This is a genomic window from Luteolibacter rhizosphaerae, from assembly GCF_025950095.1.
In the GTDB taxonomy this organism is placed as follows: domain Bacteria; phylum Verrucomicrobiota; class Verrucomicrobiia; order Verrucomicrobiales; family Akkermansiaceae; genus Haloferula; species Haloferula rhizosphaerae.
Genome location: NZ_JAPDDR010000002.1, coordinates 426245 through 450913, shown reverse-complemented (window position 1 = coordinate 450913; position 24669 = coordinate 426245). Strand labels below are relative to the sequence as shown.

Here is a 24669-nt window from a genome sequence, read left to right as displayed (position 1 = left end):
CTCTTCGATCTTGATCAGGCATCTTGGTTCTGCCAGTTACTTGAAAATGGAGTCGGTGCCATCATTCGCGGAAGCGCGGCCAAGCTCGTTGCCGCGGCCTTCCACGATGGATCCTGCAGGGAGATCCGGAGCCAGTATCTCATCCGGGGCTGCTTTTACCCACCGGTTTCTGGTCCTCTGCCGGGCCCCGAGCCCTTCCACTTGTTCTTTGAGCGGGATTCTGGCCGGTATAGGCGCGGTCGAGACCATCAGCGACAGCCCTGCCGGATCCGAGGCGGTGTGGATTCCGGATACGGAAATGGACGGCTTCGGAGGGCTAGCCAAATGGGCTCACGACGGACCCGAGATCACGGCTTGGGACCGGGCTTTCAGACACCTGTCCCGGGAGCAGGACTTTTCCTCGGGCGTTTGGTTCATCGAGGATGATGTCGCCGGGCCGCCGGATCATCTGAGTAGGCTTGCAGCCCGGGTGGCGCTGGCGGCCCCGGATCTCGCTGCCACCGATGTTAGGCACCATGACGAAGATCCGGGATGGCCTCACTGGCACGGACGGGCCGGGTGCTTCGCCCGACCCGTGAGGTCGTTCAATCCTTTGTGCTACCTCTCCCCCTGGCTCTTGGAACGGGTTCTACTCTACCGGGAGATTCATCACCGCTTCATGTTCCTCGAAGTGCTCTTCGCGTCGCTCGCCTACCGGGGGCAAGGCGGGATCATGGACCTCGCCACCGACCGCTCGACCTCGGGACTCTTCGGGGACTTTCGGTTCCGGCCGCCCGTCGAGGCGGAGCATCGCCACGGGATCTGCCATCCGGTCAAGGATTGCGACCTTCATGCCGCCATCTGTTCCCCGGCGGAGACAAGCCCGCCCAAACGCTTTTGCCAGAGCCCCGCTTGAACTCCCGGCACCCGCAGCCGCCCCCGGATCAATCCAGCAGGTAGAACCATCCCCTTTAACCGTCATGGATATCGAGAAACTCAATCAGCAACTGAGGGCGACATGCGCGCCCTACCGGATCCTGAGCGCCGACTGCAAGATCGGCGGGATCGGGCTCGGCGGAGTTCTGGGACACGAGGAGATCACCGTGACCAACTCCCGTTCCTTCAGCTGGACCTTGGGAGCCCACGCTCCGTCCCGGGTCGAAATCAGATGCTCGGAAGCCTTGGATCTCCAGGGATTTCTCAACGGCTCGTCGAGGTTCTGCGCCGGCGTCTGCATGAAAATCGACGGAACTCCCCTGGACAGGGTTTTCGGAGCTTACGATGTGACGAATGCGGTCACCCTGTCTCCAGGCCGCCACGTTCTGGAGGCGGCACCTATCGACGGAGAACGCGACTGCCACACGGTGTGGGGTCTAACATTGGCTTCGGAAGCTTCCTCTGCCGGCCCGACCTACGGAGTTGCGATCAGCGCACGACTGGACGGGGCGGTCCCCCCCGACCTGCTGGACGCCTGGTTGGATCATCATCGCGGTTTGGGGGTCGATCACGTCTTTCTAGCGACGGAAGCCGATCCCATTGGCGAAGGGCATACAGTCAACCCCGATCCCGGTTTCGTGACGATGGTGTTTTGCCACCCTCAAGAGGCCGGCTGTTTCCATGAACTGGTTCTTCGCAAACACGGCCATGAAGCCGCGTGGGTGGCCCTGCTCGAAACCCGGGATTATCTCAATCCCCTAGGGTCGCAATCTCTTCCGGATTTCCTCCTTCCTTATCAGGAATTCGGCGGCATCAAGATCGAGACGGAAAGCGCCCCGGACACAGGGAGAGGCATCCGGCAGATCGTCCAGCCACCCTTCGTCGTCGAAATCCAATCGTCAGGCGAGGTGATCACGATGGAGGGACGGCCCATGGTCGGCGAGGACTACAGCAACGAGATCTCCTCGCTGCATCTTCACGTTTCAACGTTTGCCGATGAAGGGGTGGTTTCATCGGGCAGTGAAGGCGGACAGAAGGGCGGGGCCGGCGCTTGGAGGACGGACGCTCCCGGAATGCGCCGCCCCCTTCCAGCGCACCGCATCCCCGCTACTGGAAGGAGGGTCGCGGGTTTCATTCACGTCGCCGCCGTCAATCATTGGAGAGAAATTCTAACATCCCAACTCCGCAAGCTCCGGCAATCAGGGCTCTTGGATGAAACGACGAAGATCCATGTCGGCCTCGTGGGTGCCGGGCGTACGACAGCGGCCGAGGTCGAGTCTTTTTCGGACAAGATCGAGATCCTCTACGACGACAAGGATCTTGGAGCCTTCGAGTTCCCGACCCTGATCGCCCTTCAAAACTTTTGCGACGGGTTCGAGGGCGACGTGTGGTATCTCCACACCAAAGGATCGGTAAACCTCCGGGACAACCAGCATTCGTGGCGGTCGCGAATGGAGGACTTCGTCATCTTCAAGCACCGGCTCGCCCGCGCGAAGCTGGAACAAGGTTATGTCGCGGCCGGGGGGTTCGCCAATCCGGACCCCCGCTGGCACGTCCCGGGAAATTTCTGGTGGGCCCGCTCCGATTACGTCCGGGGTCTCCCCAGATTGGCCGATTTCGATCTTCAGAACCGCTACGAGGCCGAGCGCTGGATCGCCTGCACCGGTCCGGAGGACATCTACTTCCACGATTCCGGAGACAGTAACTTCCGGGAATTCCGGATCATCTCTTCGAAAGTCGCCGCGGGATTCATCACCACGAACGGATTCCACGGATGGATGAGAAGCCGGGTTACGGTCGATCCCGCCTGGAGTTACGATGTGCTTCTCTCCGCCCATGCTCCCTGCGAGATCATCCTTGAGGTGCGGCACCCCGTCTCGATCTTCGGGTTCATGGCCGGAACCTCGGAACGGGGCTCCTGGACCGTTCAGTTCGAGAAAAATGGAGAAGACGTCGGAGCACTCCGCTCTCCCTGCTCGCGAACGCAGGAATTCAACCTCGCGCCGGGTACCCATCGTCTGAGGTGCCATGTCACGGAAGGCGCACATTGGGGAGCCCATTCCTGCTGGGCCATCGCTACGACTCGCAAAGAACTTGATGATCCCGTGGCGGCATCGCCGATTGCCGAGGAGTCCGTAGGATCTTCCGGCAAGCGCTACTGGGATCATCGGACCACGATTCTCAACGACCTCATTGAAACTGCCGGTTATGCCAGCTACCTTGAGATCGGTCTCGGCGACGGCTTGAATTTCGCCCGCATCAAATGCGGCAGCAAATGCAGCGTGGACCCCGTCACAGGCCGCTATCCGATCGCGACCCCCTCGGTGAGTTCGAGTTCCGACGAGTTTTTCAGAACCAATCGGTCCACCTACGATCTCATCTTCATCGACGGGCTCCACGAAGCCGAACAGGTGGAAAAGGACATCAACAACTCCCTTCGATGCCTGAACAAGGGAGGGATGATCGTGTGCCACGACATGAATCCGCAAAGCGAGGCGATGCAGAGGGTTCCCAGAAGCCAAACCGAGTGGACGGGAGATTGTTGGAAAGCTTGGGTTAGAATACGCGCCCGGTTCCCCGACGTTTCGGCTATCGTGGTGGACGCCGACTACGGGGTCGGGATCCTGATTCCGGACGGGCCACGCACGCCGACACTCGCTCATCCTTCAGATTCCGCCCTCGAATGGCCTTACTTCCAGGAAAACCGCGAGAAACTTCTCAATCTGATGAGTCCCGGAAAGGCGCGCGACTTCGTCCGGCAGGCCATGCCCCTCATGGCATGACACCCGGAGACTTCAGCCGGTCGCCGGGATGGAGGTGCAGGTGGTGTGAATGGGCAGACAGTCCCGGTAGTTCGAAGCGATATATTCCCGGGCCGGCCAGAAATCCGCAGGCAGGATGTTCTCCAGGTTGAGGCCGGAGTTGTGGTGGCAATAGGCCTCCACCACATACGATCTCCTGCCCGCCAGCATTCCCTGCATGCAGATGTCACACCCATAAAAGTGATTGCCGGGGATGGACTCGTCGAAAACAGCCGGCCCGTTGACCACCAGAATGAGTTCATCCAAAGTCTGAACTTCATGCGGCGAGCTGATGGGAGATCCCAAGTCCCGGCCCCGGTCCCGCACATGGGCAACAAACGTGGGCCTGCCGCCATTGACTTGCATCCCCGCGACCCCGGCTACCGCCCAGTCCGGATCGATCCGCCCGAGCGATTCCAACGAGTTCAGCAGCCCGGCTTCGAAGGACTCCGGCAGGAAGACGTCGTGGTGGACATACACGGTGATGCCGGGGGCAGTCCCCGCCTCGTTGTAGGCGCGCATCACGTTGTCATAGTCCCTCATGACCTTCAGCGGATACTTTTGCAAAACGGCTGACCGGAGCAGGTTTTCCTCCAGCACCTCGGATCTGTGGCTAGCGGTTACAAAGGAAAGATCGCGGTGCATTTCCTGAAACCTTCACGGTTTCACGGCCATGACAAGTCCAGGCCTCCTTGTCTCCGTCGACTTATCTCTCCCCCCTCGGAATAAGGTCGCCATCCTTTCAGCCCGGAGCAATTCTTGTTTCATCTTCACCATCGGCGGCAGGTAGGCATCCCATTCCGTCTAGTTCTCGCCGGATGGTTCCTCAAACCCGAAAGCACGGATGGAGATCGAGCATTTTCCCAAGCCTCCACAAGAGGGCTCTTTCCGGACCATGGTCCGGATCATTCATCAGACGTGGACGTCCGCTTCTCCGCCGGACCCGCCGTTCCGGACTGACTGGATCGAATCGTGGAAGCGGCTCAATCCTTCATGGCGCTATGAATACTGGACCGACGAGAGAATGGCCGCGTTCGTGGCGCGGGAATTCCCCGCATTCTTTCCGGTCTGGTGCTCCTACCCCAAGGCCATCATGCGGGTTGATGCGTGGCGCTATCTCGTGCTCAAAAGGGTCGGAGGACTTTACGCGGACCTGGACTTCGCATGCCTGATGGCTCTTGATTGCTGGTTGCCTTCTAGCGGGTTGTTCCATTGTGCCGATCAGGGAGACGGTTTCTGGGGCAACGCTTTCATGTGGGCACCATCACCCGGACTGAAGTTCTTCGATGGAATCGAGGCCGCCCTGATGAAGCGCGCGGAAGAGGGTGATGTCCTGAAGGCGACGGGCCCGGAGTTCCTGACCGACTATGGCTACGAGAACGACCGGCATGCGGCCTTGCTCCCCTCACCGCGGGTTTACCCCTTGGCGCATTGGGATCATGATCGGAAACGCCAGCTCGCGCGGATGCCTCCGGAAGCCATCCTCGAGCTTTTCCCGCGGGCCGGTGCCATCACCTTCTGGTGCAACTCGTGGAGCGTCCAGCGTAACTCCGTGCCTCCGCAACCTTCCCCTTCAGCCAAGCCGGAGAAGCACAACCCGGCAAAGATCCATGTGGCGGTCTTGGGCACGCCCGGGAGCCGGCTCCTCCGCGCCGTTGCACGTGAGACTTGGACCTTGGAGCTTCCCCCGGAGATTACCTACACTTTCTGCGCCGAGGCGGGCGAAGGAGCGGATGATGAGTCCGGGAATCCGGACGACAAGTCCGTGGCCGGCCTCTTGCCGACATCTGTCCTCGAGCTGCGGCACCGTCATCCCGAAGCGGGATGGATTTTTATCTGTAGCGAGGAAACTTATCTCGTTCCCGAACGACTTGAGGAGCTTGCGGATCCGGACTTCGGCCTGGTGGGAAGTCCCTCCCTGCTTACCAAGGGCAGGCCTTGCCTGCGGGCCGGGTTCCTATTGTCACGCCGTGCTGCCGTCATACTCGCCCAACGGGGTTTCAGCGGTCCCCTATCCGATATCTTGCCGTTATTCAAAGAGGCGGGCATCCGCTGGAAAGCCACCCATCGCCTCAGACCTGACGCGCAGTTGATCCCGGATCAAAACAACGACCTGGCATCGGCGTGTTTCAGCGAAACCCAACGGTTAAAAGCGATCCATACATTCCTTTACGATGACCCGCTGTGGACGGCACGCGCAGCCCATCACGACTGGCGGGACGATCTGGAATTCTACGAAGGCGGGTATTTCCGTAAGAAGAATCATGGCTCATTCGGCGAGTGGCGGGACGAAGGCCATGGCGCAATCTATCTTGACTGGTTCGACTGGGCACCTGAGGCCTTCATTGCAGTGAGCCAGAGTCCCACCGGATTTCCTGACGCGGGTTTGGTAGTCCATGAACTTGCCGCCGGGGAGGTTCTCCGACGCTGAAATCACGTCACAACCGAGCCGGAGCCACTCAAATGCCATCGTCACGTCCCGTCAGGCAGTAACCCTTATTGGGGCCTTCCGGAACGCCCCGCTTTCTTCATTCTGCCTGTCCCCCCAAAGGAAATCCCTGCGGACAGGGGTTCAGCGCACAAACCAAAAGGAAACGCGCCGGAAAGGTCAGCGAGCCCGCAGCGCGGGAGATCGTCACGTTGCCATCCTCCAAAGGCTGGCGCATCACCTCCAAGGTACTGCGGCGGAACTCCGGAAGCTCATCGAGAAACAAGACGCCATGGTGGGCGAGCGAGACTTCTCCCGGCCCGGGATTCGAGCCGCCGCCTAACAGACCGGCGTCCGAGATGGTATGGTGTGGCGAACGGAAAGGCCGGGTGGTGAGGAAAGCGCGCTTCGCATCGAGCATCCCGGTCACCGAGTGGATCTTCGTCGTCTCGATCGCCTCGTCCTCGGTCATGTCGGGCATGATCGTGGCCATCCGCTTCGCCAGCATGGATTTGCCGGTGCCAGGCGGCCCGACCATGAGCATGTTGTGATTGCCCGCCGCCGCGATCTCCAAGGCGCGCTTCACGTGGTGTTGGCCCTTCACCTCGTCGAAGTCCACCTCGTAGCTGCGATGAGAATCAAAGAAAGCGCGGCGATCCATCTGGAAGGGCTGGATCTCTTCCTCCGCACGAAGGAAGCGCCACGCTTGGTGCAAGTTGCGGATACCGAAAACCTGGACCCCTTCCACGATCGCCGCCTCCGCGGCATTGGCCTCCGGAACCAGCACGCGCGTGCGGCCGCGAGCCTTCGCTTCCAAAGCGATGGCAAGGGCTCCCTTCACCGGTCTCACGGCACCATCCAAAGCTAGCTCACCGACGATGCAGCAGTCATCCGCCGCCAAGGGCACGTTCTCGCTGGCCGAGGCCATGGCCAGCGCGATCGGCAGATCGAAAGAAGGCCCCTCCTTCTTCAGATCGGCCGGCGCCAGATTCACCGTCTTCGTGCCATCGGCAAGATAGAGAGCCGAGGCGCTGATCGCGGAGATTACCCGTTGCGAGGACTCGCGCACGGCGGCGTCGGGGAGGCCGACCACGATCACTAGAGGCTTCTCCGAGCCACGGACGCTGACCTCCACCTCGACCTCGAGGGCATCAACTCCCCGCAGGGCGGCGGAATAGAGACGGGTAATCATGTGAACAGCTCCAAGCTGCACGAACGCTTACCCCCCTGACAAGACGGAAACTCCGCCGAAGAACTCCAGTCTCCTCGCCTAGAAGCTGTTGGCTGGGGCCGGGGTCGTCGTTTTCTCCTGCGTTTCGGTCGGCTTGATCAAGCGGATCACGTCATCCATCAAGCGCTTCGCCAAGGCTTCGAGATCTTGGTGTTCCGCGACGACACCTTTGAACCCAATCTGCAGGGTATCGGTGTAGACGCCGTTGATCTGGTCGGTGCCGGAGCGAAGAATCACCCGCTTGCGCAACTCGGCCACGGCCGCGGATTCCGAAGGAAGTCCCCATTTGGAGACGATTCCGCAGTCGCGGACCACACTGGTGAGGACGGTGTCGGTGAGCAGACGCTCCTGCATCTCCTTCACGCTGGCCTCGCGCTGCTCCTCCGTGGAGTTCTCGCTGAATCCGAGCGGAATGTAGCTGAAATCGGGGTGCTGCTGCTTGATCTTCCAGATGCCGAAGATCCCCAATCCCCCCAAAAGGACAAGAACCACAGCCGCTAGGACGATCCACCGTTGCATGTCCCCGGTGTATCCTCCATTTCTGTCGCTCCAAGCCGGAAATTCATGGATTACCCCGCTACTGCCGCCACACTGGAAAATTTACCCAACGGATTGACGCTCATTCTGGATCCGGATCCGGCGGTGCCGGTGGTGAGCGCCCAGCTGTGGGTGGAGACCGGGAGCCTGCACGAGGGTGCGATCCTTGGCTCCGGGGTTTCCCACTTCCTGGAGCACATGGTTTTCAAGGGCGGTGGCGAGTTCGGCGCGGACGAGCTGGCCACCGTGGTGCAGGCCGCGGGGGGGCACTGGAATGCCTACACCACCTTCGATCGCACGGTTTACTACATCGATGGTCCGGCCAGCGGCTTGGAAACCTTCCTGAAGGTGCTGGCCGCGATGGTTTTCGCACCGGCGATCCCGGAAGAGGAGTTCGAGAAGGAGAAGGATGTGATCCGCCGCGAGATCGACATGGGCTTGGATGACCCGGACGACGTGGCCAGCCGCCTGATGTTCTCCACCGCCTTCGCGGCAGACCCGCGGCGTCACCCGGTGATCGGGCACCGCGCGCTCTTCGATGCGATCCGTTACGAGGATCTGACCGGCTATCACCGCAGCCGCTACACCCCCGACCGTTGCTGCCTGTGCATAGCCGGCGACTTTGACGCCGAGGTGATGCGGGAGTCCATCCAAGCGCTCTTCGGCAAGTTCGCGCGTGGCACAGGCGCGGAGCCGGTGGTACCGCAGGACGGGGTCCAGCTCGGACCGCGCCGCGGGCGGGCAAGCTTCGCCGTGCCCGCCAGCCGGATCAGCCTCGCGTGGAAAATCCCACCGCTGGGCCATCCCGATGTGCCGGCCTACGACCTAGCAGCCGCAGTGCTAGGCCGCGGCCGCTCGGCACGGCTCTACCGCCGCCTTCGCGAAGAGCGCGAACTGGCACTCGAGATCTCGGCCTGGTCATGGAGCCAGGCGGGCCGCGACGGACTCTTCGCCGTTTCTGCCGAGGTCGAGCCGGAGAAGCGCGACGAACTGGTCGGCGCCATCCTGCGGGAGCTGGCCGACTTTCCTTCGAGCGTGCTGGATGACGAACTGGCCAAGGCGCGACGCCAGATCGCCGCGAGCCAGTTCAAAACCCTGACCAGCGTGTCCGGCCGGGCAACCGACCTGGCCTCGAACTGGCACGAGGCGCGAGATCTCGACTTTACCCGTCGCTATCTGGCAGCGCTGAACGCCACCACTGCGGCCGATGTGCGCCGGGCGATGGCAAGACTGACCGAAGATCAGCTCACGCTCACGACCCTCGATCCCGAGGATGCTCCCCCTTCGGCCTCGCTGCGTCCGAATGTCCGCCAGCGCCCCGAACCCGAGTGCGTCACGCTCCCGAACGGAGCCGTCATCGCACTGCTGCCGGACCACCGTGTGCCGGTCTTCGCCGCGCAGGTGGCCGTGAGAGCTGGCTTGGTTTCAGAGATCCCTGAGAACGCCGGGCTGAACACCCTACTGGCATCGACCCTGCCTCAGGGTACCATCCGCCGTAGCGCGGCGGAGCTGGCGGGACTGCTCGAATCTCACGGAGCAACGCTCGGTGCGGCCTCCGGCAACAATGCCTTGCTGGCCCAGTTGTCCGGCCTCTCGCCGGACCTCTCCACCCTGCTGCCGCTCTTCTCGGAAGTGCTAGCCGAGCCCGCCTTCCATGGCGATTCGATCCAGCGCGAAAAAGCCAGCCAGATGGCATCGCTCCGCGAGTCCTTGGAAGATCCGCTTTCCACCGCGTTCCGCCTCGCTCGTCATCATCTCTTCGATGGCAGCGGTTATGGACTGCCCAGCTTGGGCAGCGAGGAATCCCTCACGAAGCTCGATCGCTTTGCGCTCTCCGCCCATCACTCCCGTCACTTCCAAGGCAGCAATCTCGTGCTCGCCTTGGCTGGAGACTTCGATCCCGGTCACGCCCGCGAGGTTTTGGCCGAAGGGATCGGACGGCTTCCGGAAGGCACGCCATGGATCCCACCGGCCGTCGCGACGACCGGAGATTTCGAAATCGAAGCCTTCCTGCCGAAGAAGCAGGCGGTCCTGACCCTCGCCTATCCTGGCTGCTCGGCGCTGGCACCGGAGCGCTTCGCGCTACGGATGATCCAGGAGTGGTGCTCCGACATGGCCGGCCCGCTCTTCACCCGGATCCGCGAGGATCTCGGCTTGGCCTACCAAGTCGGCGCGACCCAGTTCCATGGCCACGATACCGGCTTCTTCGGCTTCTACATGGCGACCGATCCTTCGCAGGTGGATCTGGCCCAGCGGGAGCTTTCTTCGGAGATCGCCAAGATCGCCGAGCAGGGCATTCCGGAGGAAGCCTTCGAGCGCGTGCGTGCGACGGTGCTCTCCAGCCTGGCCATCGGGATGCAGTCGCCCGCATCCATCGCCCGACTCTCCGCCATCGACGTTCTCTTCGGACTCGGAGTGACGCATCACCGCGAACTCGCCGGGATCTTCCAAGCGCTCACACCCGGTGAAGTGAAAGCAGCGGCGGGCTCGCTGCTGGGCAGCACTCCTGTCGTGGTGCGCGTCCTGCCACGGGAAGCGACACATTGAACGCAAAACGCCGCCCCCGATGGTCGGAGGCGGCGCATAGCGAAAGATCGGGATTGGACAATTACTTGTTCGGCACCATCGAGTAGAGCGCCATGGTCATGCAGTAGGCCTCGTCCATGCGCATCTTCTTCTTCTCGTGGCCTTCGCCCCACGAGTCGGTGTAGTAGAGCTCCTCGGTGGCGGGATTGTAGCCGAAGATGAGGCGCATGTGACCGCCATAGGTCTGCGGAAGGCCTTCCTCCTTGAACATGCCGAGATAGAGGGTCCAGCAAAGCGGGATGCCTTGGTCGACGTATTCCTTGATCTTGCGGCTGAAGAGCGCGTAGCCGGGCTGCGTGCGCTTCATGTCGCGGAAGGTCTCCTTGTGCGCGTTGAACCAGAACTGGCGTGGATCGACGTAGTAATAGTCCGTATCGATATCGAAGGTTTTCACACCGGCCTTCTTCGCCGCGCTGTTGTAGCTGCGGAGATCGCGCTCAATCTTGCGGTTGTCGTATTCGACCAGCGGGAGAGTGCGGAGGTGAATCTTGCCGGTGACGCGCTTGAAAGCCTTCTCCATGTCGTCACCGCTGGTGCCGTGATCGCCGGTATTCGCGAGCTGGGCCATTTCGTGCTGGTCCATTTCAGCACCGAAGTAGCGTGCCACGCGCTCGATCGAGGCCACCACGCAGTAGCCCTTCTCACCCTGATCCACCATCGGGATGCCTTCCACGTAGGTGAAGCCCTTGTCGTCTTTTTTCACGTTATCCGCGAAGGTTCCGCGGCGGGCCATCTTGGTAGGCGCATTCTTGGCTGCGGCGACGGATGCGAAGCGCAAACGGATGAATTCGGCGCGCTTCTCGGAGCGGTTCACGCTGCCTTCCAGCAGGAAGGCGGTATCGCCCTTCTTCCACATCCAGCCTTGCAGTGCCACGGCACCCTTGCCGGTGCGTTCTTCGGAGCGGGCACCCGTTTTCTCATCCAGCAGGGCCTTCCACTCCTTCATCCGCGTGTCGAAAGCGGAGAACGGAATCTCACCGTCGTCGCCACGATTGAAGACCGAAACCGTTGCTTCGATCGGCTTGCCTTCACGGGCGCGGATCACGACCTCGCCCACATCTTTGCCAAGCAGCTTGAATTGTTTCGGGCTGGCGCGCAGGCCATCCTTTGCTCCGGAAAGCCATGCAAAACCTTCCACCCGGCCCTTGCCCATCTCGATGCCCTTCTTCTTGAGTTCCTCGCGGAGCTTCTCCTTATCGGCATCCTTCTCAGGCTCGGGACCTTTGATATCTTCCAGGGACTTGCCCCAGAAGGATTCGTCGAAAAGCATTTCATCGAGGGAAACCTTTTCCTTCTTCTCATCCTCCTCGGCCGCGAGGCTCGGGATAACGAGAAGAGCAGCGGTAAGGGCTACTAGGGCTTTCATCAGGTGTGTTATTAAAAAAACGGAGTCGATATGTCCAATCGAACTTATCGGAAGTTTATTTGAAGTGATTAAGAAATTCCGCAGAATCCACGGATGCAAAACGCCCGCTACGCTGCGGACTGAATCGGATTGTCATTTCCGGACGGACTGTTAGTGCCCTGCTTCAAAAAAGAGGCTTACCCATGACGCAAAATTCCCGGCAATCGCTGATCGAGCTCCTGTTCCTGTCCCTCTATCTCGACAATCACCTGTCGCTGGCCGAGGACGAAGTGTTGACCAACGCGCTCGACGCCTTGGGCTGGGAGGCGGATCTCCCGCGCGAAATCTTCATTTTCCAAGCCTTTGCCAAAGCGCGCGAGGCTGCGGGGGACGAGCTTAAGATCGATGCCTTCGTCCGCAGCCACGCGGATCTGATTGTGAGCGACGGCACTGCCGCCCCGGCGCTCACCTGGCTGTACAAGATCCTTGGCTCCGATGGGATCTCGATGGCGGAGGAGCGCTTCCTGAAGAAGTTGGAGAAGCGCCTTTACCCATGAATGGCAGCCCGCCTCACTTCTCTTTCGAGAGGAGGGGCAGGTAGGAATCCGCCGCCACGCCCAAGTCCGACTTCGGATCGAGGCGGCTGATCTCCTTCAAAAGGGCAGGCAGGTCCGATTTCTTCTCCGGCCAGCGTTGATACAGGGCGAAGCGGGCTGCAAGGGCCTCCTGCTGCTGGGCCTTGGTCAGGCGGGGCTTCTTCAGCCATCCTCCGATTTCCTCGTCCGCTTCGGCAAACTTGCCGTCCTTCCCCTTCGAGACGGCCATATCAAGAAGTTTGCGTCCGGGAAAGGTGTAGCGGGCCACGACGCCCGAGCGATCTTCCGGGTCGGCCTTCCGCATCTCTTCGACCACCGGCTTGTAGGCTTCCTTCGGGCCGGTCCCCAAGCCGAGCAGATCCAATCCGCCTGCCAGCATGCCGGCCTTCTGAGGGCCACGCTGGCCCTCGGCCCGCTTCCAGAGCTCGTCGCGCTTCTTCCGGACTTCCACGGCGCGTTGGATTGCTTGCTCGGGTTTGCCCAAGGGATCGAGTTCGGGAGCACCTTCACGCAAGGCGACCAAGCGCCCCTCACGGTCGAAGAGAGCAATGGCAGGCAGGCTCCGCGGTGTCACGGGACAGGCCTCGTTGATCTTGGCCAAGGCCTCGTCCGCCGCGCCCGGGTCCTCCTTACGGTCGATATCCATCACCAGCAGGTCATCACCCGCCGCCTTCGGGAAGGCATCGGCGAGCCAATGGTCCGCATACTTCTTCCCCGCAAGGCACCAATCGGAACCATGAAACAGGACGGCGATATCCTGACCGCCGGTCTTCGCCCTCTCCAGTGCGGCCTTGAAATCGCCCACGCGCTCGGCGGCAACCGCCGACGAGAACGAAGCCAAGAGGATAGCCGCAAAGTACGATGCGCCTAGTGGTAAACGCGACACCAAAGTTTGAGTTCTCATCACTGCAGTCTCCTTCCGTAGACGTGAATCGCGGAGAGGTGGAAGACCTCCTTGCGTTCGTCATCACGCTCGACCTTCACCCAGCCGACGCGTGCGGCCTTACCATCGAGTGGCACTCTCCATGGCCCGCCGGGTTTCTCGCTGCGGAAGACTTCCTGCCAGCTCTGTCCATCTTCCGAGACCGAGATCTTCACCGGCACGATACGGCTGGCATTGTAGCCGGTGGAGGCATCGGCCACCACGATGCCCGAAAGCTCGCCGAGCTTCGCCAAGCGGACTAGGACGTGCGGATGAAGCTCCGAATCCGTGTGGAGGCGACCGCCCTTTTCCTCAAGCACTGCGGCGTGGCTCTCCGGGGCGTCCCACCCGGAGGTGGTGGAAAGCTGGAGCAAACCGCCTGACGACAGCAACTCGCCCGCGAAGGGCTCCATGGGCGGCAGCTTCGGAAACTCCGTCGGGGTGACGACCTTAGCGAGTGCTTGGAACGCTTCGACATTGCCGGTGGCGGCGGCGGCCAGGATGGCGGGGCGGAGTGCCTTGCGGGTGGATTCACCGGCGGCACCGCCGGAGCCGGTGGCGAGGCCGCGTCCAAGCGCCTCGAACCAAGTGGTATTGCCGCCCTTGCCAAAGCGTTCACTCCCCCATGCCACCACGGGGGCGAGCCAGCTTTCGGACTTCGCTTCAAGGGTGACCACCTGCTCGAAGAACTCGAGCTCGAGCGCCGGATTGCCCAAGAGCTTGACCTGTTCGTCGAGGGCCTTCGGTAGATCCCACATGACCGGCCCCTTCTGGCTGGCGATCACATTGTGGAAAGCCAGCAGGAAGGGCATTCGCTCGTCAGGAGGCACGTCCTTCATCATCGTGGACTGCACCGCGAGGATCACTTCCCAAGCGGCTTCCGGGTAGGCGGCGAGCGCAGCCAACGCCTCGTCGTGAACCTTCTTCCAGTGCAGTGCGTCCAGCTTGCGGGAATCACGGAGCCAAGTGACGTACTCGATCCAAGCCGGCTGACCCAGCGGCTGTGCGGCAAGGGCCTGCTTGTAGGCCTTTTCCGCCAGCTCCGGATTCTTCGACTTCAAGGCGCGGGCTTGCCAGAGGTGGATCGAACTACGATCCGTGGCGTACTTCTCGCCCAGCACCTTTTCCTGCAGGACGAGCTGGGTCCATGTGCGTCCCCACAGCGAGGTATGAAGGCCGCGCTCCCAAGACAGGGAATAGGCAGGCGTCCATTCCCCGCGTGCTGTGCGCACGGCATAGGCACAATGGCCGGGCTCGCCCATGGTGATCGCCGGGATGCCGTTCGAACGCGCGGCGGTGGCACCGTAGTGAGACAAGGATCCGCAGACGCCGCCAACTTCCCGCACCCGCTCCGCATGGATCATGTGATTGAAGGGAGCATAATACTTGGGCCCGTGGATCGAATCCCCGAAGACATTCTCCAAGCGATAAGGCGCCTGCCAACAAGCGCCGGTGTAGTCCTTCACCGGCAGCTTCACGTTGTCGCGCAGCCAAGTCATCGATTGCTCTCCCCAGCCTTCATCGCCAGCCCAGCCGCCATTGCCGCCGGCGGAAACGACGAAGCGCTTTTCCCATGTCTCCAGCGTATCGAAAACCGGATGCAGCTTCCCGGCCTTCCGCGAGTCGCGGAAATAGCGGTAGCGGGATGAGGCTTGATCCTCCGGCCATTTCTCCCGCGCATACATCAGCGCGACAGCCGCAGCCGTGGTGAGCTCCCGCCGGTCCGAGAAGTCGCCGCGGAACTCTTTCCACAGCGCTTCGGCGATCCGCATCATCTTGGCGGGCTCATCCGGCAAGGGGCCGGAGAACATCAACTCATCCAAGAGCTTGCCCTGCATCTCCCGGAAGAAGGTCGAGCGGGGGCCGTTGGTCAGGTTCTTCCACTCGCGTTCACCCAAGACCCGCTCGAGCTCGGCAAGGGCCCATTGGCGGCGGGTGGCGACATCTTCGGCAGTGACCTCGAGCGCGGCTTCATTCTCCGGCAGGGAGATGGCCGCAAGGGGCTGGACGAACAGGAGAAGCGGGGCGATGCGATGAATCATCACGAGGAGGGTTCGGGTTCAGCGGCCGCTGAAGTGCGCGCCGGTCAGATGCAGGTTTCGCTTCGGCGCCTGAAGGACCAGAGCATAGGTGGCATTGATCAGGTCTTCCTCACCCATATAGGGAGCGCCCATGTGGGGCTGGGTGAAGTGCAGGCCGTAGCCCGGCTCCCATGCCAAGGAGAACCACCATGCGTAGTCCTTCATCACGCTGGCATAGGCCTCGGGCTTCAGGAGATTCAGGCCGAGGAGGCCCCATGAGCCGCCGGGCTCGCCATAGGCATGGCTATTGCGGATCCACGGATGATTCTTCTCCATGAAGCCGATCATCGCGCTGCTCATGTCCGGCCGCTCACCGCGGAGATGCGCCGCCATGGCGAACATGCCGCTGCGTGACCAGAACTCTTCCTTGTCCTTGTAGGAGCGATTGTAGCCGAGCGAGCCATGGCCGCCTTCTTTCGGATCCGACCAAGCCATCTCCATGTAGGGCATGATCATCTCCCAGATGCCCGACTTCATCCCGCAGCGCTTGGCGAGCGATTCATAAACCAGCAGATGCACCGCAGGTGCAACCAGAGCCTTGTTCTCGTAAGGCAGGCCGCTCGGACCATGACCGAGCGCCGGAACATTCCACACCGAGTTATGCTTCCCCTTCACCGCCCAATCACGCAGGGCCTCGAGGTGTGGCAGCACCTGCTTGTCGCCGGTAAGCAGATGCCACTCGCTGTAAAGAATCCCGGCATAGGCGCCGGCCCAGAAGCCGAGGTTTCCATAGGCATCGGGTTTCGGATACTTCTCGAGCGACCATTCCACCGCCTTCTTCACGCGGCTGCGATACTTCTTCTCACCTGTCGCCAGCAGAGCGAGTGAGGAGAAGGTTGTGCGGATGATATCTCCCGACCACGAACCATCCTCCTTCTGCGATTCCTCAAGGAAGCCGATCATGTCCTTCAGCATCGCCGCCGCCTCCGGATCGTTCGCGGGATTCATGGTGGTGAAGGAGCGGCTGCGAGGCAGCTCCACATTCACCGTCACCGGCAGGCCCTCGCGGAGCACCGTGAGCGGGAGCACCCTCAAGCCAGCCTTCAGGGCCGCCTCCGATCTGCGACCCAAGGTGGCCTCATGACTACGCTGGAACCACTCCCAGCCGGGATTGAGATCATTGACAGGCAGAGGCATCTCCCCTGCGGAGAGGATCACATCACCCTCCTTAAGCTTGGCTTTCGAGGCCGGGCTGCCGCCGCGCACCGACATGATGGTGAGCACGGATTGCTGGTGCTCGGTGAGCGCATCGAAGCCGAGCAAGCCGGCCCCTAACAGATCCGGACCGCTGCCTCCGTTCGAGCGACCGAAGAGCTTGTCACCGGGCTTCTCGTGCACGCGGCTGAAGCGGGGGCTACCGATGACCACGGCCCTACCCTCCCCTGCCCGCACGCGCAGACCGAAGGTCTTGCCGGGCAGCAGCCCCATCAACTGGTCCGGAATCTCCAACCATGCACGGGATGATGCCGCCACCGGCAGCGACTTCTTTTCCAGGCTGATGCCCAGCGGAACCAGCTCTCCGGCAGTGCCGAAGCCGCCGCCGCTCCAATCGCTCTCGATCACGAAGCGGAAGGCGCTCACCTCTTGGGGAGCAGGGAGATTGATCAGGAGCGGGAGCCGGGAATCCGACACATCCTTGCCGGTCACGCCCTTCGCTACCGTTTCCCATTCCGAGCCGTCCTTGCGGATCTCGAGGCGGTAGTTCTTGGCGACACCATTGGCGTAGCCGCCGAGACGAGGAATGTAGCGGAGGCCTTCCAGCCGCTGCGGGCTGGCAAACTCGAGCCCGATCCAGTGAGGCGGCGCAGGCTGTTCCTTGCCGTGGCGGGTGTGCCAATCGGTATTCGGATCGCCATCGAAGGCACGCTCCGCCTCCGCTCCCTGCTGCTCCGAGGAGGATATCACCCCCCACGCAGCCCGAGGCGCCGGGCCATTCGCGGTCGCGCTGACCTTCGCGAAAACCTCGCCACTCGGCGGATCCAGAGCTTCCAGTTCGATGCTCCCCTTCCCTCCATCCAAGGTCCCGTACACATCCACCGAAAGGACGCCATGCCATTTGCCACCGACTTCCTTCTCCTTGTCGGTGAGCTGCGGGACCCTCACGGAAACCGCCGTGCTCTTGTCCTTTTCCAGTAGCACGCCCTTCTCCCCTCCGGGGAGAGCCCAAGAAGAAGAGGACTCGAAAGGAGCCGTTTCAACCGGCGCGCCGGGTAGCGGGGCCGTCAAAAGCGGCAGGAAAAGGAGACAACGGGGCGAGCGCATGATGCAGAAACGCATCAAGGCTCGCTTTTGTTTCTATTTCCAGTCTTAAAAAGACGGAATCACTCGTCTGAGGTTGGAGAATCCGTCTCTTCCAGAGTGGCATCTTCAGTCCCTTCCGATCCCTCGCCCGGGGCATCTTCGCCATCGGGGATCACCAACGCAATGTCCTGAAGGGCCTCTCCCTCCTTCAAGGTGAGCAACTTAACCCCTTGAGCATTGCGGCCGGTTTCGCGGATCTCGTTGACCCGGATGCGGATGCTCTGACCCGTGGAGGTCATGAGCATCAATTCATCCGCGTCGGTGACCGTGACAGCGCCCACCACGGGGCCGGTCTTGTCAGTCACCTTCATGGTGATGATGCCCTTACCACCGCGGGTCTGCTTGCGGTACTCTTCGAATGAGGTGCGCTTGCCGAGACCGTTCTCGGAAGCCACCAGCAGCGTGGAGCCTTGGGTCACGAGGGCGAGGCCGACCACGAAGTCACCCTCGACCGGGCGGATGCCCATCACGCCGGCCGAGGCCCGGCCCATCGAGCGGGTATCGTCCTCGTGGAAACGCAGGCTCAAGCCTTCGTGGGTGACGAGGACGATCTCATCCGATCCCGAGGTAAGGCGGACACCAATGAGCTCGTTGTTCTCCTCCAGGATGATGGCGGTAAGGCCTGCCTTGCGGTAGTTGCGGAAGTCGTTGAGAGCGGTCTTCTTCACCTTCCCGCTACGGGTCGCAAAGAAGACAAAGCCGGCATCCTCGCGGAAAGTGACGTCGTTGCCATTCTCATCCGTGGCGCGCTCCAGACGGAGCAGGGCCGCGATCTTCTCTTCCGGCTTGAGGTCGAGCACGTTTTTGATGCTGCGGCCCATCGCGGTGCGGGAGCCTTCCGGAAGATCATAGACCCGCTCGACATACACGCGCCCGGTATTCGTGAAGAACAGCAGGTAGTCGTGCGCCTGAACGCTAAAGAGATGCTCGATGAAGTCGTCGGGCTCGTCCTTTCCGGTGGCACGGGTCTCCATGCCCTTCAGGCCCTTGCCGCCGCGTCCCTGCAGGCGGTACTCGGAAGCGGCGGTGCGCTTGATGTAGCCGCGATGCGAGAGGGTAACGATCATGGCATCGTTCGCGATGAGCTCTTCCATCGCGATCTCACCGGCTTCCGCCAAGATCGGGCATCTACGAGGAGTGGCGTACTTCTCACCGATCGCACGGAGCTCGTCCTTGATGATGGTGAGCACGCGCTCCTCGCGGGCGAGGATATCGAGCAAGTCCTTGATGGTCGCGAGCACCTCGTCGTACTCACCCTTGACCTTGTCGCGCTCCAAGCCGGTGAGCTGATAGAGGCGGAGTTCCAAGATGGCATTCACCTGGCGCTCGCTGAAGACGTAGCGATCCCCCTGAACCGCGGGCTGCGAGCGGATCAGGATTCCTAGCCCCTCGGCCGTGGCCGTGCTGAACTGATAGGCCGCGAGTCGTTCGCGGGCTTCATCGCGATTCTTCGAATCGCGGATGATCTTGATGAAGTCATCGAGGTGACCCAAGGCGAGCAGGAATGCCTCGAGCAGCTCGGCCCGCTCCTCCGCCTTGCCGAGCAGATATCGCGTGCGGCGGATGACGACTTCCCGGCGGTGCTCGATGTAGGCATCGATCGCTTCCTTCAGCGAAAGCTGCTTCGGGCGGTTCTTGTGAATCGCCAGCATGTTCACGCTGAAGGAGGTCTCCAGCGCGGTGAGCTTGAAGAGTTGGGCGATCACCACCTGAGGGCGGGCATCGCGCTTCAGCTCGATCTCGATGCGGGTCTCCTCGTCGGAGAGGTCGCGCATGCCGGAGATGCCGGTGAGCGTCTTCTCGTTCACCAGCTCCGCGATGCGCTCCTGCAGCACCGCGCGGTTCACGCCGTAAGGCACTTCACGAATGACGATCAGAGACTTGCCACCTTCGTTCTCCTCGATCTCGACCTTGCCGCGAAGACGCATCGAGCCGCGACCGGTGCGGAAATATTCTTCGATACCACGAATACCGCGGATCTCGCAGGAAACGGGAAAGTCCGGCCCTTTGATATAGCCCATCAGCTCCGGCAGGGTGATGTCCGGATTATCGATCTGGGCGCAGATGCCCTCGATCACCTCGCCCAGGTTGTGCGGGGCAAGGTTCGTGGCCATACCGACCGCAATGCCGGTGCCGCCGTTGACCAGGAAGTTCGGAAAAGCGGAAGGCAGCACGGAGGGCTCCTCCTGCGAGCCATCGTAGTTCGGCTGGAAGTCGACGGTGTCCTTGTCGAGGTCCTCCATCATCGCCATCCCGAGGGGATGAAGACGGGCCTCGGTGTATCGCATGGATGCGGCGGCATCGCCTTCCACCGAGCCGAAGTTACCCTGGCCATCCACGAGCATCTCGCGCATCGACCAAGGCTGGCCCATGTTCACCAGCGTGGAGTAGATCGATTGGTCGCCGTGCGGGTGATAGTTACCCATCGTCTCGCCGACGATCTTGGCGCACTTCACGTGGGCCTTGCCCGGCGTCACGCCGAGCTGGCGCATGGCGTAAAGGACGCGGCGCTGGGATGGCTTGAGGCCGTCGCGGACATCGGGAAGGGCCCGCGAGATAATCACGGACATCGAGTACTCCAGGAAGGAGTTCGAGAGTTCCTCGGCGACGTTGATGGGCTTGATGGAATCCTGAGACATGCGGAAAAAGTCAGTGGTCAATGGTCAGCGGTCACTCGTGTCAGACTCGACCGGGCCAATTGAGCGGATGTAGGCGTTGAGTCGCTTCTTCAGTAAATCGAACTCTCGATAGAGGGCACGACCCGCTTCATCGGGAATGAGATTGCGTCTAACGGCCTTCTCGATCCATGTTTGGGTTTCTTGCAAAGAACCGCGGGAATAATAGCAGAACTTCTGGTTCTCTTTGAAATGATAGCGGCCATAACCTTCGGCAAGATTTGCGGCGATCGAGTCTGCAGATCTCACAATCTGCTTACCGAGGGTATCCTTCGCGAACAGAGGCCAGGATCCAACTGAATCCCAAATCACCTCCGCGAGACTCATTGACTCGCGGTAGATTTCGAGATCGTTGATCGAAGCATTCATATTCTCCACCGATGACAATTGACCACTGACCAATGGCAAATTTCAGACGTCGAGGTTACGGACATTCAGTGCGTTGTCCTCGATGAACCGCTTGCGCGGCTCGACAATGTCGCCCATCAGGACGTCGAACATCTTGTCTGCTTGCACCGCGTTGTCCTCGTCGAGACGGACGCGGAGGAACTGGCGTTTCTCGGGGTCCATGGTGGTCTCGAAGAGCTGCTTGGCGTTCATTTCACCAAGACCCTTGAATCGCTTGATCTGGACACCGCGGCTGGCGATTTCCAAGACGCGTACCAGTACTTCCGGGATGGAGAAGACCGGATGTGATTTCTGCTTTTCGCCGTCGCCTTCGAGCAGCTCGAACAGCGGTTTGTCCTCGTCGAAGAAGTGGTTGGTATCGATACCGCTTTCGTTCAAGCGCGAGAAGATCTTCGCGATGGCGTGGGACTCGTGCAGCTCGTGGAGATTCGCCCGGCGCGATGGGCCGGCATGGCTGGCAAGTTCCTCGCTGCTCAGCTGCTCGTCGAAGAGGCGCAGGTCGCGGTTCTCCGAAGAATAGGCGCGAAGCGACTCCTCATCGGCGAAGTAGAGCACGTTCTCATCGTTGCCGATGCGGACGCGTACCATGTATTCCGGGAGATGTCCGTCACGGCGGGCCGCGAGGTAGTTCTTGAAGTTGCCGCCGTTCCCTTCGATCGAGTTCGAGTAGCGGGAGAGCGAGGAGAGATTTTCCAGGATCACCTTCAACTCATCCGCCGTGAAGCTGCGGGATTGATCGTGCGTGCGGAGTTCCACCTCGCTGGCCCCGAGATCGATGAGGATCCTGTTGAGCTGGTCGTTATCCTGCACGTACTCGGACCGCTTCTTGCGGGTGACGAGGTAGAGCGGCGGCTGGGCGATGTAGAGGAAGCCGCGCTTCACCAGTTCGGGCATGTGGCGGCAGAAGAAAGTCAACAGGAGGGTGCGGATGTGAGAGCCGTCGACGTCGGCATCGGTCATGATCACCACCTTGTGATAGCGGACCTTCTCGATCGCGAAGGAGCCTTCCTGCTCGCCATCGCCGATACCGGCACCGATGGCGGTGATCAGGTTCTGGATTTCCTTGTTCTGCAGGGCGCGATGAAGGCGGGCCTTCTCGACATTGATCAGCTTGCCGCGCAGCGGGAGGATCGCCTGGGTGCGCCGATCGCGCCCCTGCTTGGCGGAGCCGCCTGCGGAGTCACCCTCGACAATGTAGAGTTCGGACTTCGCCGGATCGCGTTCGGAGCAGTCTGCCAGCTTGCCGGGCAGACCGCCGCCAGAGAGGGCCGACTTGCGGACGGTTTCGCGGGCCTTGCGTGCGGCTTCGCGGGCACGGGCGGCGTTCAGCGACTTCTCGATGATGCGCTTGGCGATCGCAGGGTTCTCCTCGAAGTATTGAACGAGGCCCTCGTAAACGATGGAGGAAACCACGCCTTCGATCTCCGAGTTCACCAGCTTGCCCTTCGTCTGCGAGGAGAAGCGGGGGCTGGGCATCTTCACCGAAATCACGCAGACGAGACCTTCCCGGACATCGTCGCCTGTCAGGGCGTTGTCCTTCTCCTTCAGGATCTTGTTCGCCTTGGCATACTGATTGATGCCGCGGGTGAGCGCGGTGCGGAAACCGGTCAGGTGAGTTCCTCCGTCGGCATTCGGGATCGAGTTCGCGAAGCAGAGGATCTGGTCGTTGTAGGAGTCGTTGTACTGGAAAACCACGTCCGCGAAGACGTCTTCCTGCGACTGCTTGCCATCGTAATCGATTTCGATCTGACGTTTGCCGCCGAGAACCACGGGGTCGTCATGGACGAGGGTCTTCGTGCTCCCGAGTTCCGTGACGAACTCCACGATCCCCTTCGCATAGAAGAAGCTCGTCTTACGGGCGGACTCGGGCCGCTCGTCTTCGAGATCAATCGTCAGACCCGGATTGAGGAAGGCCAATTCCTTCAGACGAGTCGAGAGGCGGTCGAACTTGAATTCGATCGTGTCGACGAAAATGGTCGCATCCGGGAAGAAGGTGATGGTCGTACCGGTGCGCTTCGCGTCGACTTCCCCGACCACATGCAAGGGCTGGGTAGTACGGCCGCGCTCGAAGGCGATCGCATACAAGTTTCCGTTCCGGTAAACCTCGGCCTTGAACCAATCCGAAAGGGCATTGACGCACTTCGCGCCGACCCCGTGCAAACCGCCGGAATACTTGTAGGCACCCTGTCCGAACTTGCCGCCGGCATGGAGATTGGTGAGCACCAGTTCGACTGCGGGGATCCCGAACTTGGGGTGAATATCCACCGGGATGCCGCGTCCGTTGTCCGACACCGAGATGGATCCGTCCACGTGGATGGACACCTTGATCCGGTCGCAGTAGCCGGCCAGATGCTCGTCGATCGAGTTATCCAGAACCTCGAAAACGCAGTGGTGCAGGCCGCGTTCGTCCGGATCCCCGATATACATCCCGGGCCGCTTGCGGACAGCCTCCAAGCCTTCGAGTTTGTCGATCTGGGCGGCATCGTATGCCTGCTCGCCACTGACGTTGGTATCGGCCTTTTCAGGCTCTTGATGCTCTTCGGACATGGACCCGCGAAGGGTCTGAAATACATCCGTTTTAGACAAGGCCGATTGTGGAAAAAGCGGCATATTCGCCGTCTTCCACCCTCTCTTGCAATTCACTCACAATCAAACGATTGCAATTAACCGAATCGCATATCTCAGAGCCCGAGGCAAGCAAGCTGCCACTTGAGCAAAACATCGGGAGGTTGAACCTCACCGTCGGCGATAGATTCGATGATCGAACGCGGCACGATCAAGGAGGAATCAATGTCCAATTCCGCGGCCTTGGAGTCGCGCAGGGAGATCAAGCGCGCCACCTTGGCATCGAAGTCGGAGTCCCGGCGGCGGCGCAAGCCACGCGGCTTCTCGGGCCATTCTTCCGGCTTCCCGGCCCGGGCTGCGTCCAGCACGTCCGTGAGGCGCTTGCGCCGGTCGGGGCGATAGTGGGGAGGGATCTCGATCCGCTTCCCTGCCGCCAGTGCCAAGCTCCAATCGATCAACTGGCGATTGGTGATCACCATGAAGGAGGGGCGATCCCACGCGGAAGCCTCCGCATCCCGCCACTCCCACAGCGCCTTCAGGAAATTCAGGCCACAGCGATCAAGCCGTCCGGAACCTTGGATCCGCCACGGCTCCCCACGGGATTCGTCACGCTCCAATACCTTCAGGCGGGCAGCCTCACAGCTTTCGACAAACCAGTCGAAACGCCCCTTCGACTTCAGCTCTTCGCTAATCTTCTCTCCCATCGGAAGCAGATAGCGAACGTCGTTAAGCGCATACTCCATCATCTTGGCGGACAGCGGGCGCTTGCCCCAATCCGCTTTCTGAGACGATTTCGACAGCACCACTCCAAAATACAGCTCGACCAGGTCCGCCAAACCGAAACGGCGCACGCCCAACAGGCGGGCACCGATCTGCGTATCGTAAACCACCGGTGGGAGGCTCGCGAAGCTCCGCCGCAGCATGGTCATGTCGTAATCCGCCCCATGCATCCACACGGTGCGGGCTCCTAGGAAGTCGCCAAGCGGCGAGAGATCGTCGATGGAAAGCGGGTCGATCAGCGCGTCATCGCCCGCACAAGAATACTGAACGAGGCAGAGAGATTCCCGATAGCGGTGCAAGCTATCCGCCTCCGTGTCGATGGCACAAACAGCACCGGCGGGAGGCCGGGAAAGCAGAGAAACGAGTTCTTGGGAATCGCTGACCAATGATTGGGATGACATGACCCGGGGGAAGCCTTCAGGCGAAAGGGAAAGCTCCGGAGCCCTGATCGCGGACTCCGGAGCCATTGTCGAATTCAAAATCCCGGATCATTCGGAA

Annotated in this window: 16 protein-coding genes; 5 read left to right on the top strand and 11 right to left on the bottom strand. The window is 61.2% G+C overall.

Annotated features, from left to right (window positions below; genetic code table 11):
• Positions 1-208: 208 nt before the first annotated feature.
• Both OJ996_RS04950 and OJ996_RS04945 read left to right on the top strand, forming a co-directional pair.
• Positions 209-895 (top strand): hypothetical protein, encoded by a 687-nt coding sequence (locus tag OJ996_RS04950; protein ID WP_264511805.1) that lies wholly within the window; start codon positions 209-211, stop codon positions 893-895.
• 64 nt (positions 896-959) lie between these two features.
• Positions 960-3698, top strand: coding sequence for a class I SAM-dependent methyltransferase (locus OJ996_RS04945; protein WP_264511803.1), 2739 nt, complete (start codon positions 960-962; stop codon positions 3696-3698).
• Positions 3699-3710: 12 nt separating this feature from the next.
• On the opposite strand, the gene OJ996_RS04940 is transcribed toward OJ996_RS04945, so the two are convergent.
• Positions 3711-4259, bottom strand: a complete 549-nt coding sequence (locus OJ996_RS04940) for a glycosyltransferase family protein (protein WP_264511801.1) — start codon at positions 4257-4259, stop codon at positions 3711-3713.
• 352 nt (positions 4260-4611) lie between these two features.
• On the opposite strand from OJ996_RS04940, the gene OJ996_RS04935 reads away from it, so the two are divergent.
• Complete coding sequence (locus tag OJ996_RS04935; RefSeq protein ID WP_264511799.1) at positions 4612-6147, top strand: glycosyltransferase; 1536 nt, start codon at positions 4612-4614, stop codon at positions 6145-6147.
• A 97-nt stretch (positions 6148-6244) separates the two neighbouring features.
• On the opposite strand, the gene OJ996_RS04930 is transcribed toward OJ996_RS04935, so the two are convergent.
• Entirely contained in the window at positions 6245-7336 is a 1092-nt protein-coding gene (locus tag OJ996_RS04930) for a YifB family Mg chelatase-like AAA ATPase (protein ID WP_264511797.1), read from the bottom strand.
• A gap of 78 nt (positions 7337-7414) precedes the next feature.
• Complete coding sequence (locus OJ996_RS04925; RefSeq protein WP_264511795.1) at positions 7415-7867, bottom strand: hypothetical protein; 453 nt, start codon at positions 7865-7867, stop codon at positions 7415-7417.
• A gap of 120 nt (positions 7868-7987) precedes the next feature.
• On the opposite strand from OJ996_RS04925, the gene OJ996_RS04920 reads away from it, so the two are divergent.
• The gene (locus OJ996_RS04920) at positions 7988-10459 is read left to right on the top strand and encodes a M16 family metallopeptidase (RefSeq protein WP_264511793.1); all 2472 of its coding nucleotides are present in this window, start codon (positions 7988-7990) and stop codon (positions 10457-10459) included.
• Between the two features lie 61 nt (positions 10460-10520).
• Here OJ996_RS04920 and OJ996_RS04915 read toward each other — a convergent pair whose 3' ends face one another.
• Positions 10521-11864, bottom strand: coding sequence for a C39 family peptidase (locus OJ996_RS04915; RefSeq protein ID WP_264511791.1), 1344 nt, complete (start codon positions 11862-11864; stop codon positions 10521-10523).
• Between the two features lie 182 nt (positions 11865-12046).
• Here OJ996_RS04915 and OJ996_RS04910 point away from each other — a divergent pair, with 182 nt between their 5' ends.
• Positions 12047-12400: a hypothetical protein gene (locus OJ996_RS04910; RefSeq protein WP_264511789.1), complete on the top strand. Its 354-nt coding sequence runs from the start codon at positions 12047-12049 to the stop codon at positions 12398-12400.
• A 13-nt stretch (positions 12401-12413) separates the two neighbouring features.
• On the opposite strand, the gene OJ996_RS04905 is transcribed toward OJ996_RS04910, so the two are convergent.
• The 7 genes from OJ996_RS04905 to OJ996_RS04875 form a co-directional block, all read right to left on the bottom strand.
• Positions 12414-13280 carry a hypothetical protein gene (locus OJ996_RS04905; protein ID WP_264511787.1) on the bottom strand — a complete coding sequence of 289 codons (867 nt, stop codon included), beginning with the start codon at positions 13278-13280 and terminating at the stop codon, positions 12414-12416.
• A gap of 62 nt (positions 13281-13342) precedes the next feature.
• Positions 13343-15403: a hypothetical protein gene (locus OJ996_RS04900; protein ID WP_264511785.1), complete on the bottom strand. Its 2061-nt coding sequence runs from the start codon at positions 15401-15403 to the stop codon at positions 13343-13345.
• Positions 15404-15421: 18 nt separating this feature from the next.
• Positions 15422-17704 (bottom strand): DUF6288 domain-containing protein, encoded by a 2283-nt coding sequence (locus tag OJ996_RS04895; RefSeq protein WP_264511783.1) that lies wholly within the window; start codon positions 17702-17704, stop codon positions 15422-15424.
• Positions 17705-17763: 59 nt separating this feature from the next.
• Positions 17764-20382 carry a DNA gyrase subunit A gene (gene gyrA / locus OJ996_RS04890; RefSeq protein WP_264511781.1) on the bottom strand — a complete coding sequence of 873 codons (2619 nt, stop codon included), beginning with the start codon at positions 20380-20382 and terminating at the stop codon, positions 17764-17766.
• Between the two features lie 24 nt (positions 20383-20406).
• Positions 20407-20787 (bottom strand): four helix bundle protein, encoded by a 381-nt coding sequence (locus OJ996_RS04885; RefSeq protein ID WP_264511779.1) that lies wholly within the window; start codon positions 20785-20787, stop codon positions 20407-20409.
• 42 nt (positions 20788-20829) lie between these two features.
• Positions 20830-23373 (bottom strand): DNA topoisomerase (ATP-hydrolyzing) subunit B, encoded by a 2544-nt coding sequence (gene gyrB / locus OJ996_RS04880; RefSeq protein ID WP_264511777.1) that lies wholly within the window; start codon positions 23371-23373, stop codon positions 20830-20832.
• Between the two features lie 134 nt (positions 23374-23507).
• Complete coding sequence (locus OJ996_RS04875) at positions 23508-24572, bottom strand: ribonuclease D (RefSeq protein WP_264511775.1); 1065 nt, start codon at positions 24570-24572, stop codon at positions 23508-23510.
• Positions 24573-24669: the final 97 nt, after the last annotated feature.